Raw genomic sequence first — 13,431 nt, 5'->3', positions numbered from 1 at the left:
CGGATCGATGCAGGAAGCGCGCGTTCAGGTCAGGGCCAGTCGCGAAACGGGTTGTCCCACGTGGTCCAGTGTTCGGGGCCGCCGGCCATCTCGGCGTCGGTCAGCAGACATGCGTCGAAGCGCGCGCGCAGCGCGGGTTCATTCATGTCGATGCCGATCAGTACGAGTTCCTGCCGCGCGTCGCCGACGCGCTCGTCCCATCTCGCGCGGATCTGCGCGACGGCTTCCGCGTCCCTCGGCCAGCGCTCGGGCGGCACGGCCGCCCACCAGTAGCCGGCCGGCCCGTGTCGCGCGACCGCGCCGGCCTGTGACCACGACCCGGCGACCGTCGGATGAGTCGCCAGCCAGAAGAACCCCTTCGAGCGGACGACGCCCGGCCATTCGCTTTCGACGAAATCGAAGAAGCGCCGCGGATGGAACGGCCGCCGCGCGCGGTAGACGAAGCTGCGGATCCCGTATTCGTCGGTCTCCGGCGTGTGCGTGCCGCGCATCTCCTGCAGCCAGCCGGGCGCGCGCGACGCCTCGTCGAAATCGAACAGGCCCGTGTCGAGCACGCGCTCGAGCGGCACCTTGCCGAATTCGGCGATCTCGATCCGCGCGCGCGGGTTCAAGCCGCGCAGCAGCGCGACCAGCCGCTCGCGCGCGCTGTCGTCGATCAGGTCGATCTTGTTGATCACGATCACGTCGCAGAACTCGATCTGGTCGATCAGCAGATCGACGACCGTGCGCGTATCCTCGTCGCCCATCGATTCGCCGCGCGCCTGCAGGTTGTCGCGCGACGCGTAGTCGCGCAGGAAATTGAACGCGTCGACCACCGTCACCATCGTGTCGAGCCGCGCGACTTCGCCGAGGCTGCGGCCGTCCTCGCCTTCGAACGTGAACGTCTCGGCCACCGGCAGCGGTTCCGAGATGCCGGTCGATTCGATCACGAGCTGGTCGAACCGGCCTTCGCGCGCGAGCCGGTCGACCTCGATCAGCAGATCCTCGCGCAGCGTGCAGCAAATGCAGCCGTTGCTCATCTCGACCAGCTTCTCGTCGGTGCGCGACAGCCCCGCGCCGCCGTCGCGGACGAGCGCGGCATCGATGTTGACCTCGGACATGTCGTTGACGATGACCGCGACGCGCCGGCCCTCGCGATTGTTGAGGATGTGGTTGAGCAGCGTCGTCTTGCCGGCGCCGAGAAAGCCGGACAGGACGGTCACGGGAAGCCGCGTGGACGGATGGAGTGCGGGGCGCATCGGGCGATTCCGGAAGAGGACGTTGAGGATGAAATGATATATTGTGTCGCTACGATATAACATATCATTTCGGTCGTCCAGCGGGCGGAACGAATGATGTGTCGGCACGGGCGGCAGGCATCGGCGCTCGCCGGTCGGCATGGAGCCGCCGCGAAGCGCCCCCGCGCCGGCCCCGTCGTCACGTATAAAGCGACGCCTGCGGCAATTCCCCCGTCAGCGCGAACCGGCCGACGTCGCGCAGCCGATAGTCGAGCGGATCGTGCAGCGTATGCGTGCGCGCGTTGCGCCAGAAGCGGTCGAGGCCGAGCGACGCGGCCGTCGCTCGTGCGCCGCACGCGTCGAACAGCGCCTCGCCGTTCTCGAGCGCCGCGCGCTGCGCGACGATCTTCGCGTCCGACACGGCGAGCGCCACGTCGGCCCGTTCGTCGGCGCTCAGCGCTTCGCGCCGCGTCCATGCGCGCTGCAACGCGACGGCCGCGCGGTCGGCCAGCGATGCCGCCGCGACCGCCTGCACGCGCATGTCGCCGAAGCGCTGCAGCGTATAGGGATCGTCGCTCGCCTGCGCGACGCCCGCATTGATCCACGGCCGGCCGTGCTTCAGCACGTAGTCGCGCGCCTCGGCCAGCGCGCCTTCCGCGAGCCCGACGAACAGGTTCGTCAGCACGAGCTGCGACACCAGCGTGCGCAGCGTCGCGCGCGGCGTCGGCGGCGTCTCGGAGCGGTGCAGCACCTCGTCCGGCGCGAGCGTCACGCCGTCGAAGCGCACGCTGCCGCTGTCGGTCTGGCGCTGGCCGATCGGATCCCAATCCTCGTTGACCGTGATCCCGTCGCGATCGGTCGGCACCACGCCGAACACGGCGCGGCCCGTTTCCGGATCGTGCGCGGACACGGTCATCCGCTGCGAGCCGCGCGTGCCCGAGCAGAAGCCCTTCACGCCATCGAGCCGGTAGCCGCCGTCCGGCGTCGCGGTCGCCGCCAGCCGCGTGTCGAGCGGGTTGACCGCGTTGCCCCACCACCAGCGATGCTCGACCGTGCCGCGCAGATACCGCTCGCGCTGCGCCGCGCTGCCCCACACGTCGACGCTCACCACCTGCAGGATCTGGAACCCGACCAGATGCGCGAGCGCGCTGTCAACGCGCGCGATCCGCCGGATCGTGTCGTAGATCGCCGGCCACTCGGCTTCCTGTCCGCCGAATTCGCGCGGCACCGCGAGCGTCAGCAGGCCCGCGTCGGCGAGCCGCTGCTTCTCGTCGGCCGCGTGACCGCCCGCGCGATCGCGCTCGACGGCGGTTTCGCGCAGCGTTTCGATGACGCGCGCCAGTGCGTCCGGATCGACGGCTGACACATCCGTTGCAGCGGCGAGCGTCGCCGGGCCGCGGGGATCGTTCATGCGACGGCTTCCTGTTCCTGGGTCGAGACAGCTTCCGACAACGGCACGAGTTTCCCGAGTTCACGCCTGCCGGTCAACCGCGCGAGGATCTCGCGCCGCCAGTCGTCGTAGATCGCGCGGTATTCGGCGATATCCGCACCGAACACGTGCGCGGTGTGCGCGTATTCGTCATGCAGGTAACCGTCGAGCCGCGCCTGAGTTTCCTCGTCGGCCGCGATCACGCGGTCGATCAGCGCGTCGCGCTCGGCGGGCGGCAGCGCGTTCAACGTGTCGAACCACCACTGGACGATCTGCACGCGATGCCACTCCTCGTCCGGACGGATCCGGTTCTCGCCGTGCTCGCGCATCGCGCCGTCGGCGATGCGGCCGGTCTTGCGCTGGATCCACAGCTTCGCGAGGATGTGCAGCTCGTAATGCCATTCGAACGCGAGAAAGCCCGCGACGTCGCGCACCGCGATGTCGCCGATGCGTTCCCAGTGCGCGGCGACGAGCCGCTCGACCTCCGGCAGCGGATCGCGGCCCGTCAGTTCGGTCACGCGCTCGCGCCCGATCACCGCGTGCGCGCCGTCGTCGCCGAGCTGGCGCGACAGGATCAGCTGGAAATGCGGGTCATCGCGGAACAGCGTGTCGATCGCCTTCGCGACGACCTGCACGATGAACAGGTCGTGCGACGCCATCTTCGTGTAGTAGTCGGCGACGGCGGCGAGCTCGTCTGCGCTGTGCGGCTCGCGCGGCGGCGTCGCCAGTTTGTCCGGGAAGCCGGGGCGATGGCGTCGTGCGACGTCCAGAAACAGCGCTTCCTCGAATTGTCCGTTCCATTCGCGCGGCGCGCCGATGGGCAAGGTCATGGGTATCGTTCTCTCAGGGTCTTCAATGAAAAGAGCCGGCGCTCGTGGCGCCGCTCAGGTACGCCGGGTCACGCGTCGGACCAGGCGGTCGCCCGTGATTTGCACGGCCGAAACGAGTGCGATCAGGATCACGATCACGGTCACCATGACGGTGGTGTCGAAACGCTGATAGCCATAGCGGATCGCGAGATCGCCGAGCCCGCCCGCGCCGACGGCGCCCGCCATCGCGGTCGAGCCGATCAGCGCGACGACGGTGATCGTGAAACCGCCGAGCATGCCGGGCAACGCCTCCGGCAGCAGCACGTGCCACACGATGTGGCGGCGTTTCGCGCCCATCGCGAGCGCGGCCTCGATCAGCCCGCGATCGACTTCGCGCAGGCTCACTTCCGCAATCCGCGCGAAGAATGGAATCGCCGCGATCGACAGCGGCACGACGGCCGCCCACACGCCGATCGTCGTGCCGATCAGCACGCGCGTGAACGGCAGCAGCGCGACGAGCAGGATGATGAACGGTGTCGAGCGGAACACGTTGACGAGCGCGCCGAGCACCGCGTTCAGGCCACGCCGCGCGTAAATGCCGCCGGGCGCGGTCGTCACCAGGATCACCGCGAGCGGGATGCCGATCAGCGCGGCGATCGCGGCCGACGCGGCGACCATCGACAGCGTGTCGCGGATCGCGTCGAGCAGTTCGGGCCACCAGAGTTCAAACATAGCCGAGCACCTCCGCATGATTCGCGTGGCGGCGCGCGCGTTCGAGCAACGCGGCGACCGCGCCGCCGCGTGCCGGCGACTGGCCGGCGTCGTCCGCGCGCAGCGACGCCGCGATCACGAGGCGCCCCTGTGCATGCCCCTGAATGCGCTCGATCCCGCCGTGCAGGAAGCGCACCGAGCCGCCGAGCGCCGCCGCGAGCGCGCCGACGTCCGGCTCGCCGCCGCTTTCGCCCGTATAACGGACGTCCAGCACGACCTGCGCGCCGTCGGGCAGCGCGGCCTGCTCGGGCAATGGCTGCACGCGCGCGGCGAGTTCAGCCGGCAGGTCGTGCACGAGCGTGCTGAGCAGCGCGCGTGTCGCGCCGTGGCGCGGATCGCCGAACACGCGCCACACCGGGCCGGTTTCGACGACCTCGCCCTGTTCGATCACCGCGACCGTGTCGCACACCGCGCGGATCACTTCCATCTCGTGCGTGATCAGCACGATCGTCAGTCCGAGGCGGCGGTTGATGTCGGCGAGCAGCGCGAGGATCGATTGCGTCGTCTCGGGGTCGAGCGCCGATGTCGCCTCGTCGCACAGCAGCACCTCCGGGTCGTGCACCAGCGCCCGCGCGATGCCGACGCGCTGCTTCTGGCCACCCGACAGGCTCGCCGGATACGCGTCGCGTTTCGCGGCCAGCCCGACGAGATCGAGCAGCGCCTCGGCCTTGCGCGTGCGCTCGGCCTTCGGCACGCCGGCGATCTTCAGCGGCAGCGCGACGTTCTCGAACACCGTCTTCGCCGACAGCAGGTTGAAATGCTGGAACACCATGCCGGTGCGACGCCGTAGCGCGACGAGCCCGTCCTCGTCGAGCGCGCCGACGTCGACGCCCTGCACGCGCACGCTGCCCGAACTCGGACGTTCGAGGCCGTTCACGAGCCGCAGCAGCGTCGACTTGCCGGCACCGCTGCGGCCGATGATGCCGAACACCTCGCCGCGCCGCACGTCGAGCGTCACGTCGCGCAGCGCGGCGGCCTGGCCGCGCGACGTCGCGAACACCTTGCCGACGTGTGCGAACGACACGGCGACGACCTCGTCTGTCAGCGCGTTTGCTTCGCGATACGAATCATGTACCTCACGTGCGTCACGCACATCTGCGCCCGCACCGGCCCGCACGGCCGATGCCTCGATGAAACCCAGCGTGTCGAACAATTGCGTCATCGCTTCGCTCCGTCACGTTCACGCATGCGCGGGATGCGCGGGTTCGGGCGCCGGCACGGCGGCCGGCCGGTGCTGCGCGCCCGTGTGCCACGCGGGCAGCCGCGCGCCGGCGCCGAACAGCTTCTCGCGCAGCGTCGGCGCGGGATCGTAGTCTTCCTTGTAGATGCCGCGGTTCTGCAGTTCGGGCACGACCCAGTCGACGAAATCCGCGAACGATTCGGGCATCACGGTGCGCGTCAGGTTGAAACCGTCGATGCCCGTCTCGTCGATCCACGACTGCAGTTCGTCCGCGACCTGCGACGGCGAGCCGACGATCGGCGCATAGCGGCCGCCGAGCGACATCTGTTCGAGCATCCGTCGCACGGTCCACGTGCCGGTCGTGCTCTTGCGCGAGATCGCGTCGACGGCCGACTGGATCGAGTCGGTCTTCACGTACGAGATCGGCTCGTCGAGGCCGTACTGCGCGAAGTCGATGCCGGTCGAGCTCGCGAAATGCGCGAGGCCGGCTTCCGGGCTCGCATAGCGCCGGTATTCGTCGAACTTCTCGCGCGCGAGCCGCTCGGTTTCGGCGGTCACGACGCTCACCCCGGCGAAAATCCGGATCGATGCCGGGTCGCGCCCCTGCCGTGCGGCGGCTGCGCGAATATCCAGCGCCGCCGCGCGCGCAGCGGCCTTGCTCTGACCGTTCACGAACACGCACTCCGCATGCCGCCCCGCGAACTCGACGCCGCGCGCGGACGAGCCGGCCTGGTACAGCACCGGCGTGCGCTGCAGCGACGGCTCGCTCAGGTGGATCGCGTCGACCGAATAGAACGGCCCGTCGTGCTTCACGCGCCGCACCTTGCCCGGCTGCGCGAACACGCGCGCCTGCGCGTCGCGGATCACCGCGTCGTCGTCCCAGCTCTGTTCCCACAGCTTGTAGACGACGTCCATGTAGTCGTCCGCGCGTTCGTAGCGGTCGTCGTGGCCGATCTGCTGTGCGAGGCCCATCCCGCGCGCGGCGCTGTCGAGATAGCCGGTCACGATGTTCCAGCCGACGCGCCCCTTCGTCAGGTGATCGAGCGTCGACATGCGGCGCGCGAACAGGTAAGGCGGCTCGTAGGTCAGGTTCGCGGTCACGCCGAAGCCGAGATGTTGTGTGACCTGCGCCATCGCGGGCACGAGCAGCAGCGGATCGTTGACGGGCACCTGCACCGATTCGCGCAGCGCGGCGTCCGGGCCGCCGCCGAACACGTCGTACACGCCGACGATGTCCGCGAGAAAGATCCCGTCGAACTTGCCGCGTTCGAGCGTCCTCGCGAGATCGGCCCAGTAGTCGAGATCGGTGTAGTGCGCGGAGCGGTCGCGCGGATGCGTCCACAGCCCGTGGTTGATGTGCCCGACGCAGTTCATGTTGAACGCGTTGAGCAGGATCTTCTTACGATTCGCCGTCGTCATGTCGCCTCCGTCACCACGCGATCGCGTACAGCGAGCCGAATGCGTTGTCGAGCGCACGACGCACCGCCGGCGAATGCTGGTAGATCGCGATGAACTTGCGGATGCGCGCGTCGTTCACGCTCTCGGGCCGCACGACCCACTGGATCGCGAAGTTCTTGTTCTCGGTACCGTCGAACAGCAGCGCGCTGTTCGGATCGGTCGTGCCGGCGAGCTTGATGAAGCTCGGGTAGCCCTGCGCGAGGTCGACGTCGTCGAGCGAGCGCGCGAGCTGCGACGCTTCGAGCGGGATGATCTTCAGGTGCTTCGGGTTGGACACGATGTCGTGCGTCGTCGCGCGGTAGTCGGCGCCCGGCTTCAGCGTGATGAGGCCCGCGCGCTGCAGCAGCAACAGCCCGCGCCCGCCGTTTACCGGATCGTTCGCGATCGCGACGCGCGCGCCGTCCTTCAGCTCATCGAAGCGCTTCACCTTCTTCGAGTAGAGGCCGATCTTCATGATCGTGCCCGGCGCGATCGAGACGAAGTCATAGCCGCCCTGCTTCTTCGCGTTCTCGAGAAACGGGATGTGCTGGAAGTAGTTGACGTCGATGTCCTTGTTCGCGAGCGCCGCGTTCGGCGTATTCCAGTCGGTGAACTCGACGATCTTCACGTCGAGACCCTGCTCTTTCGCCTCCTTCGCGGCGATCTTCAGCGCTTCGATCTGCGGGCTCGTCGAGATGCCGACCTTCAGCGGCGCGGTGTCGGCACGGGCGCCGTTCAGCATCACGACGCCGAGCAGCGCGGCTGCCAGCAGGCGGGCCACGCGGCCGGAGGAAACGCGGGCGGAAAAAACGGCATGCAGCATGGGAACCACTCTCCTGTCCAAAGACGGTATCGACGGACGAGCGACGCCGCGGCGAACGCGCGGGCGTTCTCCGGACAGTCGTCGTCGCATCGGAAAAGGATCAGCCGATGATAGAGAGCGGCAGGAAGGCGGTCTACGAAGCGATTGTGCGAAGAAAATCGCGTGCGGCGATATGGCGCCAGGGCGCGCGTCCGATGCGCGGGCGGCGCCCGGGCCGGCCATCGGGCCGAAATCTCGGCCTCCCCGCCGGGCGAATTCCGAAATCTCGGCCAGCCTGTCGCGGCAACCCTTTCCGCAGACGAAACAAATCCGTTAAGAATCAATGCATTAAAAATATCCGGCCAGACCGGATTCCTGGCATGGGGGTTGCATAACAGACGGCACACGATGCCGCGAAGCCATGCGGGCATTCCAACATCAGGAGACACGTCTTGCAGACCTCAATCCCTACCCAATCCCGTCCGGAGGCACTTGCCGAAGCCGGTCCCGCCACGCGCACACGCTTCTGGCCGGAAGGCTGGTGGAAGCTGATGGAAATCCGCATCGGCATCATCCCGCTGCCGGTCTACGTGATCCTGTTCGGGCTGATCGTCGGGTTCGCGGTGACGGGCAAGGTGCCCGGCGAGATCTCGATGGCGATCGCCGTGCTCGCGTTCTTCGGCTTCACCTGCGCGGAACTCGGCAAGCGCCTGCCGCTCCTGCGCAACATCGGCGCGGCCGCGATCTTCGCGACCTTCGTGCCGTCGGCGCTCACCTACTACCACGTGCTGCCGAAGCCGGTGCTGAACCTCACCGTCGAGTTCACGAAGTCGACCAACTTCCTGTACCTGTTCATCGCGTCGATCATCGTCGGCAGCATCCTGAGCATGGACCGGCGCGTGCTGATCCAGGGCTTCGTGAAGATCTTCATTCCGCTCGCGGCCGGTTCGGTCGCGGCCGCGATCGTCGGCACGGCGGTCGGCACCGCGCTCGGCCTCGGCGCGCGCCACACGCTGCTGTATATCGTCGTGCCGATCATGGCGGGCGGCGTCGGCGAAGGTGCGATTCCGCTGTCGATCGGCTATTCGGAACTGATGCACCTGCCGCAGGGCGAGATGTTCGCGATGGTGCTGCCGCCGGTGATGCTGGGCAGCCTGACCGCGATCATCCTGTCGGGCGCGCTCGACATGCTCGGCAAGCGCCTGCCGCACCTGACCGGCAACGGCCGCCTGCAGGTCGGCGAAAGCGGCGACATGACGCCGGAAAACGAGGAAATCCGCGGCCACGTCGACGTCACGCACATCGCGGGCGCCGGCATCACGGCCATCACGCTGTACCTCGTCGGCCTGATGGCGCACAAGCTGTTCGGCCTGCCCGCACCGGTCGCGATGCTGTTCCTCGCGGTGCTCGTTAAGCTCGCGCGCGCCGTGTCGCCGCCGCTGCAGGAAGGCGCGTTCGTCGTCTACAAGTTCTTCTCGACCGCCGTCACGTATCCGCTGCTGTTCGCGATCGGCGTCGCGATGACGCCGTGGGACAAGCTGACCGCCGCCTTCACGATCGTCAACGTCGTCACGATCGTGTCGACCGTCGCGACGCTGATGGGCACCGGTTTCGTGGTCGGCCGCCTGCTGAAGATGTACCCTATCGACACCGCAATCGTGAACGCCTGCCACAGCGGGCAAGGCGGCACCGGCGACGTCGCGATCCTGACCGCCGCGAACCGGATGCAGCTGATGCCGTTCGCGCAGATCGCCACGCGCATCGGCGGCGCGATCGTCGTCACGGTGACGCTGATCCTGGTCGCGCACTTCGGATGACGCGCCGCTGCGCGCACCGTCGCGCAGGCTGCTTCGCACGCGCCGCCGCCGGCTTTGCCGGTGCGCGGCGCGTGTCGTTGTGGCGGGGCGTTTGAGACGGCCGGTTGCGGACGACCGGAGTTGCGGACGGTCGGTTGCGGACGGTCGGTTGCGGACGGCCGGTTACGGACGGTCGGTCGCGGACGGCCTGTTGCGGACGGCCGATCTCGGACGGCCGGTCTCGGACGGCCGGTCTCGGACGGCCGGTTGCGAGCGGCCAGTTACGGGCTTCGATGAGGGCGAACGTGCAGAAGAGCTTCAAGGGAATCCCGTGGTGGGGCTGGGCGTCGGCCGCCGTGCTGTATGTCGGCGTGGCGGGCGCGGCGGTCGATTTCGCGTGGGAACGCGCGATCGACGCGCTCGAGGAAACCGGCGCGCACCGACTCGATCTGTACGCGTCGAGCCTGAAGAGCGAACTCGGCCGCTTCGAGATCCTGCCCGGCCTGGTCGCCCGGCAAGACGGCGTGCGCGCGCTGCTGCGGGCCGCGCCGCAAGACCGGCCCGCGCTCGCGCACACGGTGAACACGTATCTCGAAGCCGTGAACCGCGACGCGGGCAGCGGCGCCGTCGACGTGATCGACCTGCGGGGCGAAGTGATCGCCGCCAGCAACTGGAACGAGACGATCAGCTTCGTCGGCACCAACGTGTCGTACCGGCCGTACTTCAAGGATGCCCTGGCGCACGGCAGCGGCCGCTTCTTCGGGATCGGCACCAACACCGGCGTGCCGGGCGTCTATTTCGCGAGCGCGGTGCGCGACGACGGCGTGCCGATCGGCGCGGCGGCCGTGAAGATCAGCGTCGACCCGCTCGAATCCGCGTGGCGCGCGCCGGGCGTCGCCGCGATGGTGGTCGACGGCAACGGCGTGGTCGTGATCTCGACCGAGCCGGCGTGGAAGTTCACCGCGCTGCGCCCGATCACCGCGCAGCAGCAGCGCGACATCCAGGCGTCGCGGCAATACGCGGGCCGCACGGTCGACATGCTGCCCTACCGCCACCTCGGCGACCGCAGTGCCGCTGCATGGTTCGGCACGTTCCCCGATCCGCGTCACGCCGGCCGCAGCACGCGCTATCTCGTGATGTCGCGGCCCGCGCCGCAGGCCGGCGATTCGCTGATGGTGCTGCTCGACATCGCCGGCGCGCGGCGCCAGCAGCAGACCGCGTTCGTGTTCGTCACCGGCGCGTTCCTGATCGCCGCGCTGCTGGCCGGCTACGCGATCCAGCGACGCCGGGCGATCATCGCGCGGCTGAACGCGCAGGACGCGCTGCGCCGCGCGAACGACCGGCTCGAGCTGACCGTCGCGCAGCGCACGGCCGCGCTGACGGCGACCAACGAGCGGATGCAGCGCGAGATCGTCGAGCGCGAGCGCACCGAGCAGCGGTTGCGCGATTCGCAGCAGGAAGTCGTGCACGCGGGCAAGCTCGCGGTGCTCGGGCAGATGGCCGCCGGCCTCACGCACGAGCTGAACCAGCCGCTCGTCGCGATCCGCACGCTGTGCGACAACGCGCGCACCTTCTTCGAGCGCGGCCAGCCGGCACCGGCGCTCGCGAACCTCGAACGGATCGGCAAGCTGGTCGACAGCATGGCCGTGCTCACCGGCGAGCTGAAGACCTTCGCGCGCAAACCCGACGTCGAGCGCGTCGCGGTGTCGCTGAACGAGGCCGTCGCACATGCGCGCCTCATCTACGACGCGCGGATCCGCGACGAAGGCGTGCGGCTCGACGTGAACATCGCGCCCGGCACGACGGTGTCCGCGGAATCGAGCCAGTTGCAGCAGGTGATCGTGAACCTGCTCGGCAACGCGCTCGACGCGGTGCACGACGCGCCGGTGCGGCGCATCGTGATCGAAGCCACCGGGCCGGACGACGCCGGCCACGTGCGCTTCTCGGTGGCCGACAGCGGCGCGGGCATCGCGCCCGACGTGCTGCCGCACCTGTTCGAGCCGTTCGTCACGACCAAGCCGCGCGGCCAGGGCCTCGGGCTCGGCCTCGCGATCACGTCGCGCATCGTCGAGGCGTTCGGCGCGAAGATCGCCGCGACGAACCGCGACGAAGGCGGCGCGCAGTTCACCATCGAATTCGCGGCGGTCGCGCCGCAACAGAGGATAGAGCATGGAAGATGAGATTCGCGTTCTGGTCGTCGAGGACGATGAAAACGTCCGGATCGGCGTCGAGCAGGCCGTCGCGCTCGCCGGGTTCCCGGTCGACGCATTCGCGTCGGCCGCCGACGCGCTCGCCCACGTCGCGCCCGGCGCGCCGCTGGTGATCGTGTCGGACGTGCGGATGCCGGGCATCGACGGGCTGCAGCTGCTCGATCGCGTGATGGCCATCGATGCGCAGATCCCGGTCGTGCTGATCAGCGGCCACGCGGACATCTCGACGGCCGTCGGCGCGATGCAGGTCGGCGCATACGACTTCATCGAGAAGCCGTTTTCGTCGGACGTGATCGCCGGCCGCGTCGCGCGCGCGGTCGAGAAGCGCCGCCTGACGCTCGAGGTGCAGGGGCTGCGCGCGGCGCTGAACAACTGGCAGGGCATCGAGGCGTTCGTGCTCGGCAAGTCGCCCGCGATGGCCGACGTGCGCAAGAAGATCCTGCGCCTCGCCGATACGTCGGTGTCGGTGCTGATCACCGGCGAAACGGGCACCGGCAAGGAACTGATCGCACGCAGCCTGCACGACTTCGGCGGCCGGCGCGATGCCCATTTCGTCGCGCTGAATTGCGGCGGCCTGCCCGAGCAGATCTTCGAGAGCGAACTGTTCGGCCATGAAGCCGGCGCATTCACCGGCGCGATCAAGAAGCGCATCGGCAAGATCGAATGGGCGCACGGCGGCACGCTGTTCCTCGACGAGATCGAGACGATGCCGATTCCGCTGCAGATCAAGATGCTGCGCGTGCTGCAGGAGCGCGTGGTCGAGCGGCTCGGTGCAAACGAGCTGATTCCGGTCGACTGCCGCGTGGTGGCCGCATCGAAGGCCGACCTCGCCGAACTCGCAGCCGACGGGCGCTTTCGTGCGGACCTCTTGTATCGCCTCAACGTCGCGCAGATCGAGCTGCCGCCGCTGCGCGAACGGCGCGAGGACGTGCCGCTGCTGTTCGAGCATTTCGTGCTCGCGGCCGCGCGGCGCTTCGGGCAGCCGGCGCCGGTCGTCACGGCTGCGCAGGTGTCCGAACTCATGACGCATGCATGGCCCGGCAACGTGCGCGAGCTGCAGAACGTGGCCGACCGTTTCGTGCTCGGGCTGACCGGCGACAGCCTGCTGTCGTCCGGCGACGCGCCGGCCGTGGGCGATACGCTCGCGGAACAGCTCGCGTATTTCGAGCGGATGCTGATCGAGGACATGCTGCAGCGTCACAACGGCAACGTTGCGGACGCAAGCATTGCACTCGGCATGCCGAAGAAGACGCTTTATCACAAGCTGCGCAACCTGCGGATTCCCGCGCGCGGCGACGCGGCGGCCGACGGCGGCGAATGACGCGAACGAGGATACGCAAAACAACATGGATCGCATCGAAGTCACCGAACACGGCCGCATCACCGGGCACCTGATCCGCGGCGTCACGCGCGCGCAGAAAACCTTCCGACCGAGCGACTGGCCCGAGCGCCTCGCGGGTGTCATCACGCTGTTCGTCGGCGAGCGGCGGCCCGGCTATCCGTGCGCGCTGTCGCGGCTCGCGATGCCGGTCGTCGACGGCGGCGCCAAATGCCTGTTCGTGTCGGACGAATTGCGCGACGTATGCGCCGACGCGTTCGACTTCGCGATGCAGTTCGCCGCCGACAACGACCTTCCCGTCGAGCTTCAGACCGCGCCCGCGCTGGCGGTGCGGTGATGCACGGGTCGCGTGCGGCGGCCCTTTCTCCCGTTTTCCCCCCGCTCCGATGCGCACCTGCGCAGGCGTTCGCACGCGCTCTCAGCGGCCGAACAAATCATCAG

11 protein-coding genes are annotated in these 13,431 nt (G+C 68.7%); 4 read left to right on the top strand and 7 right to left on the bottom strand.

Features of this window, described 5'->3' with window-relative positions; translation table 11 throughout:
* Nucleotides 1-29 precede the first annotated feature (29 nt).
* The 7 genes from zigA to U4Y91_RS17585 all read right to left on the bottom strand — a co-directional run bounded on the left by zigA (nucleotide 30) and on the right by U4Y91_RS17585 (nucleotide 7,666).
* Nucleotides 30-1,238: a zinc metallochaperone GTPase ZigA gene (gene zigA, locus U4Y91_RS17615; RefSeq protein ID WP_415750469.1), complete on the bottom strand. Its 1,209-nt coding sequence runs from the start codon at nucleotides 1,236-1,238 to the stop codon at nucleotides 30-32.
* 178 nt (nucleotides 1,239-1,416) lie between these two features.
* Complete coding sequence (locus U4Y91_RS17610) at nucleotides 1,417-2,628, bottom strand: acyl-CoA dehydrogenase family protein (RefSeq protein ID WP_321806104.1); 1,212 nt, start codon at nucleotides 2,626-2,628, stop codon at nucleotides 1,417-1,419.
* Nucleotides 2,625-3,476, bottom strand: a complete 852-nt coding sequence (locus U4Y91_RS17605; RefSeq protein ID WP_321806103.1) for a hypothetical protein — start codon at nucleotides 3,474-3,476, stop codon at nucleotides 2,625-2,627. Before U4Y91_RS17605 ends, U4Y91_RS17610 begins: the two co-directional genes overlap by 4 nt.
* A 54-nt stretch (nucleotides 3,477-3,530) precedes the next feature.
* Nucleotides 3,531-4,187, bottom strand: coding sequence for a methionine ABC transporter permease (locus U4Y91_RS17600; RefSeq protein WP_044845749.1), 657 nt, complete (start codon nucleotides 4,185-4,187; stop codon nucleotides 3,531-3,533).
* Entirely contained in the window at nucleotides 4,180-5,388 is a 1,209-nt protein-coding gene (locus U4Y91_RS17595) for a methionine ABC transporter ATP-binding protein (protein ID WP_321806102.1), read from the bottom strand. Before U4Y91_RS17595 ends, U4Y91_RS17600 begins: the two co-directional genes overlap by 8 nt.
* Nucleotides 5,389-5,406: 18 nt before the next feature.
* The gene (locus tag U4Y91_RS17590; protein ID WP_321806101.1) at nucleotides 5,407-6,825 is read right to left on the bottom strand and encodes an LLM class flavin-dependent oxidoreductase; all 1,419 of its coding nucleotides are present in this window, start codon (nucleotides 6,823-6,825) and stop codon (nucleotides 5,407-5,409) included.
* 10 nt (nucleotides 6,826-6,835) lie between these two features.
* Entirely contained in the window at nucleotides 6,836-7,666 is an 831-nt protein-coding gene (locus tag U4Y91_RS17585) for a MetQ/NlpA family ABC transporter substrate-binding protein (RefSeq protein WP_321806100.1), read from the bottom strand.
* Nucleotides 7,667-8,097: 431 nt separating this feature from the next.
* Between U4Y91_RS17585 and U4Y91_RS17580 the strand changes: the two genes are divergently transcribed.
* The 4 genes from U4Y91_RS17580 (at nucleotide 8,098) to U4Y91_RS17565 (ending at nucleotide 13,327) form a co-directional block, all read left to right on the top strand.
* A complete protein-coding gene (locus tag U4Y91_RS17580) occupies nucleotides 8,098-9,462 on the top strand; it encodes a 2-hydroxycarboxylate transporter family protein (RefSeq protein WP_321806099.1) in 1,365 nt (454 codons plus the stop codon).
* 272 nt (nucleotides 9,463-9,734) lie between these two features.
* Nucleotides 9,735-11,621, top strand: coding sequence for a sensor histidine kinase (locus tag U4Y91_RS17575; RefSeq protein ID WP_321806098.1), 1,887 nt, complete (start codon nucleotides 9,735-9,737; stop codon nucleotides 11,619-11,621).
* A complete protein-coding gene (locus U4Y91_RS17570) occupies nucleotides 11,611-12,972 on the top strand; it encodes a sigma-54 dependent transcriptional regulator (protein ID WP_321806097.1) in 1,362 nt (453 codons plus the stop codon). The genes U4Y91_RS17575 and U4Y91_RS17570 overlap by 11 nt, the downstream gene beginning before the upstream one ends.
* A 25-nt stretch (nucleotides 12,973-12,997) precedes the next feature.
* Complete coding sequence (locus U4Y91_RS17565; RefSeq protein ID WP_321797707.1) at nucleotides 12,998-13,327, top strand: DUF3579 domain-containing protein; 330 nt, start codon at nucleotides 12,998-13,000, stop codon at nucleotides 13,325-13,327.
* The last annotated feature ends 104 nt before the right edge of the window (nucleotides 13,328-13,431 follow it).

This window comes from Burkholderia sp. BCC1993 (genome assembly GCF_905339865.1).
Taxonomy (GTDB): Bacteria; Pseudomonadota; Gammaproteobacteria; order Burkholderiales; family Burkholderiaceae; genus Burkholderia.
Note: the sequence above shows the minus strand (reverse complement) of the source record. Positions and strands in the feature narration are given on the sequence as shown.

Excerpts from the sequence above, each read along its gene's own strand:
- U4Y91_RS17575 (WP_321806098.1), top strand. The coding sequence starts at position 9,735 with ATGAGGGCGAACGTGCAGAAGAGCTTCAAGGGAATCCCGTGGTGGGGC.
- U4Y91_RS17585 (WP_321806100.1), bottom strand. The coding sequence starts at position 7,666 with ATGCTGCATGCCGTTTTTTCCGCCCGCGTTTCCTCCGGCCGCGTGGCC.
- U4Y91_RS17565 (WP_321797707.1), top strand. The coding sequence starts at position 12,998 with ATGGATCGCATCGAAGTCACCGAACACGGCCGCATCACCGGGCACCTG.
- U4Y91_RS17590 (WP_321806101.1), bottom strand. The coding sequence starts at position 6,825 with ATGACGACGGCGAATCGTAAGAAGATCCTGCTCAACGCGTTCAACATG.
- U4Y91_RS17605 (WP_321806103.1), bottom strand. The coding sequence starts at position 3,476 with ATGACCTTGCCCATCGGCGCGCCGCGCGAATGGAACGGACAATTCGAG.
- zigA (WP_415750469.1), bottom strand. The coding sequence starts at position 1,238 with ATGCGCCCCGCACTCCATCCGTCCACGCGGCTTCCCGTGACCGTCCTG.
- U4Y91_RS17595 (WP_321806102.1), bottom strand. The coding sequence starts at position 5,388 with ATGACGCAATTGTTCGACACGCTGGGTTTCATCGAGGCATCGGCCGTG.
- U4Y91_RS17610 (WP_321806104.1), bottom strand. The coding sequence starts at position 2,628 with ATGAACGATCCCCGCGGCCCGGCGACGCTCGCCGCTGCAACGGATGTG.
- U4Y91_RS17600 (WP_044845749.1), bottom strand. The coding sequence starts at position 4,187 with ATGTTTGAACTCTGGTGGCCCGAACTGCTCGACGCGATCCGCGACACG.
- U4Y91_RS17570 (WP_321806097.1), top strand. The coding sequence starts at position 11,611 with ATGGAAGATGAGATTCGCGTTCTGGTCGTCGAGGACGATGAAAACGTC.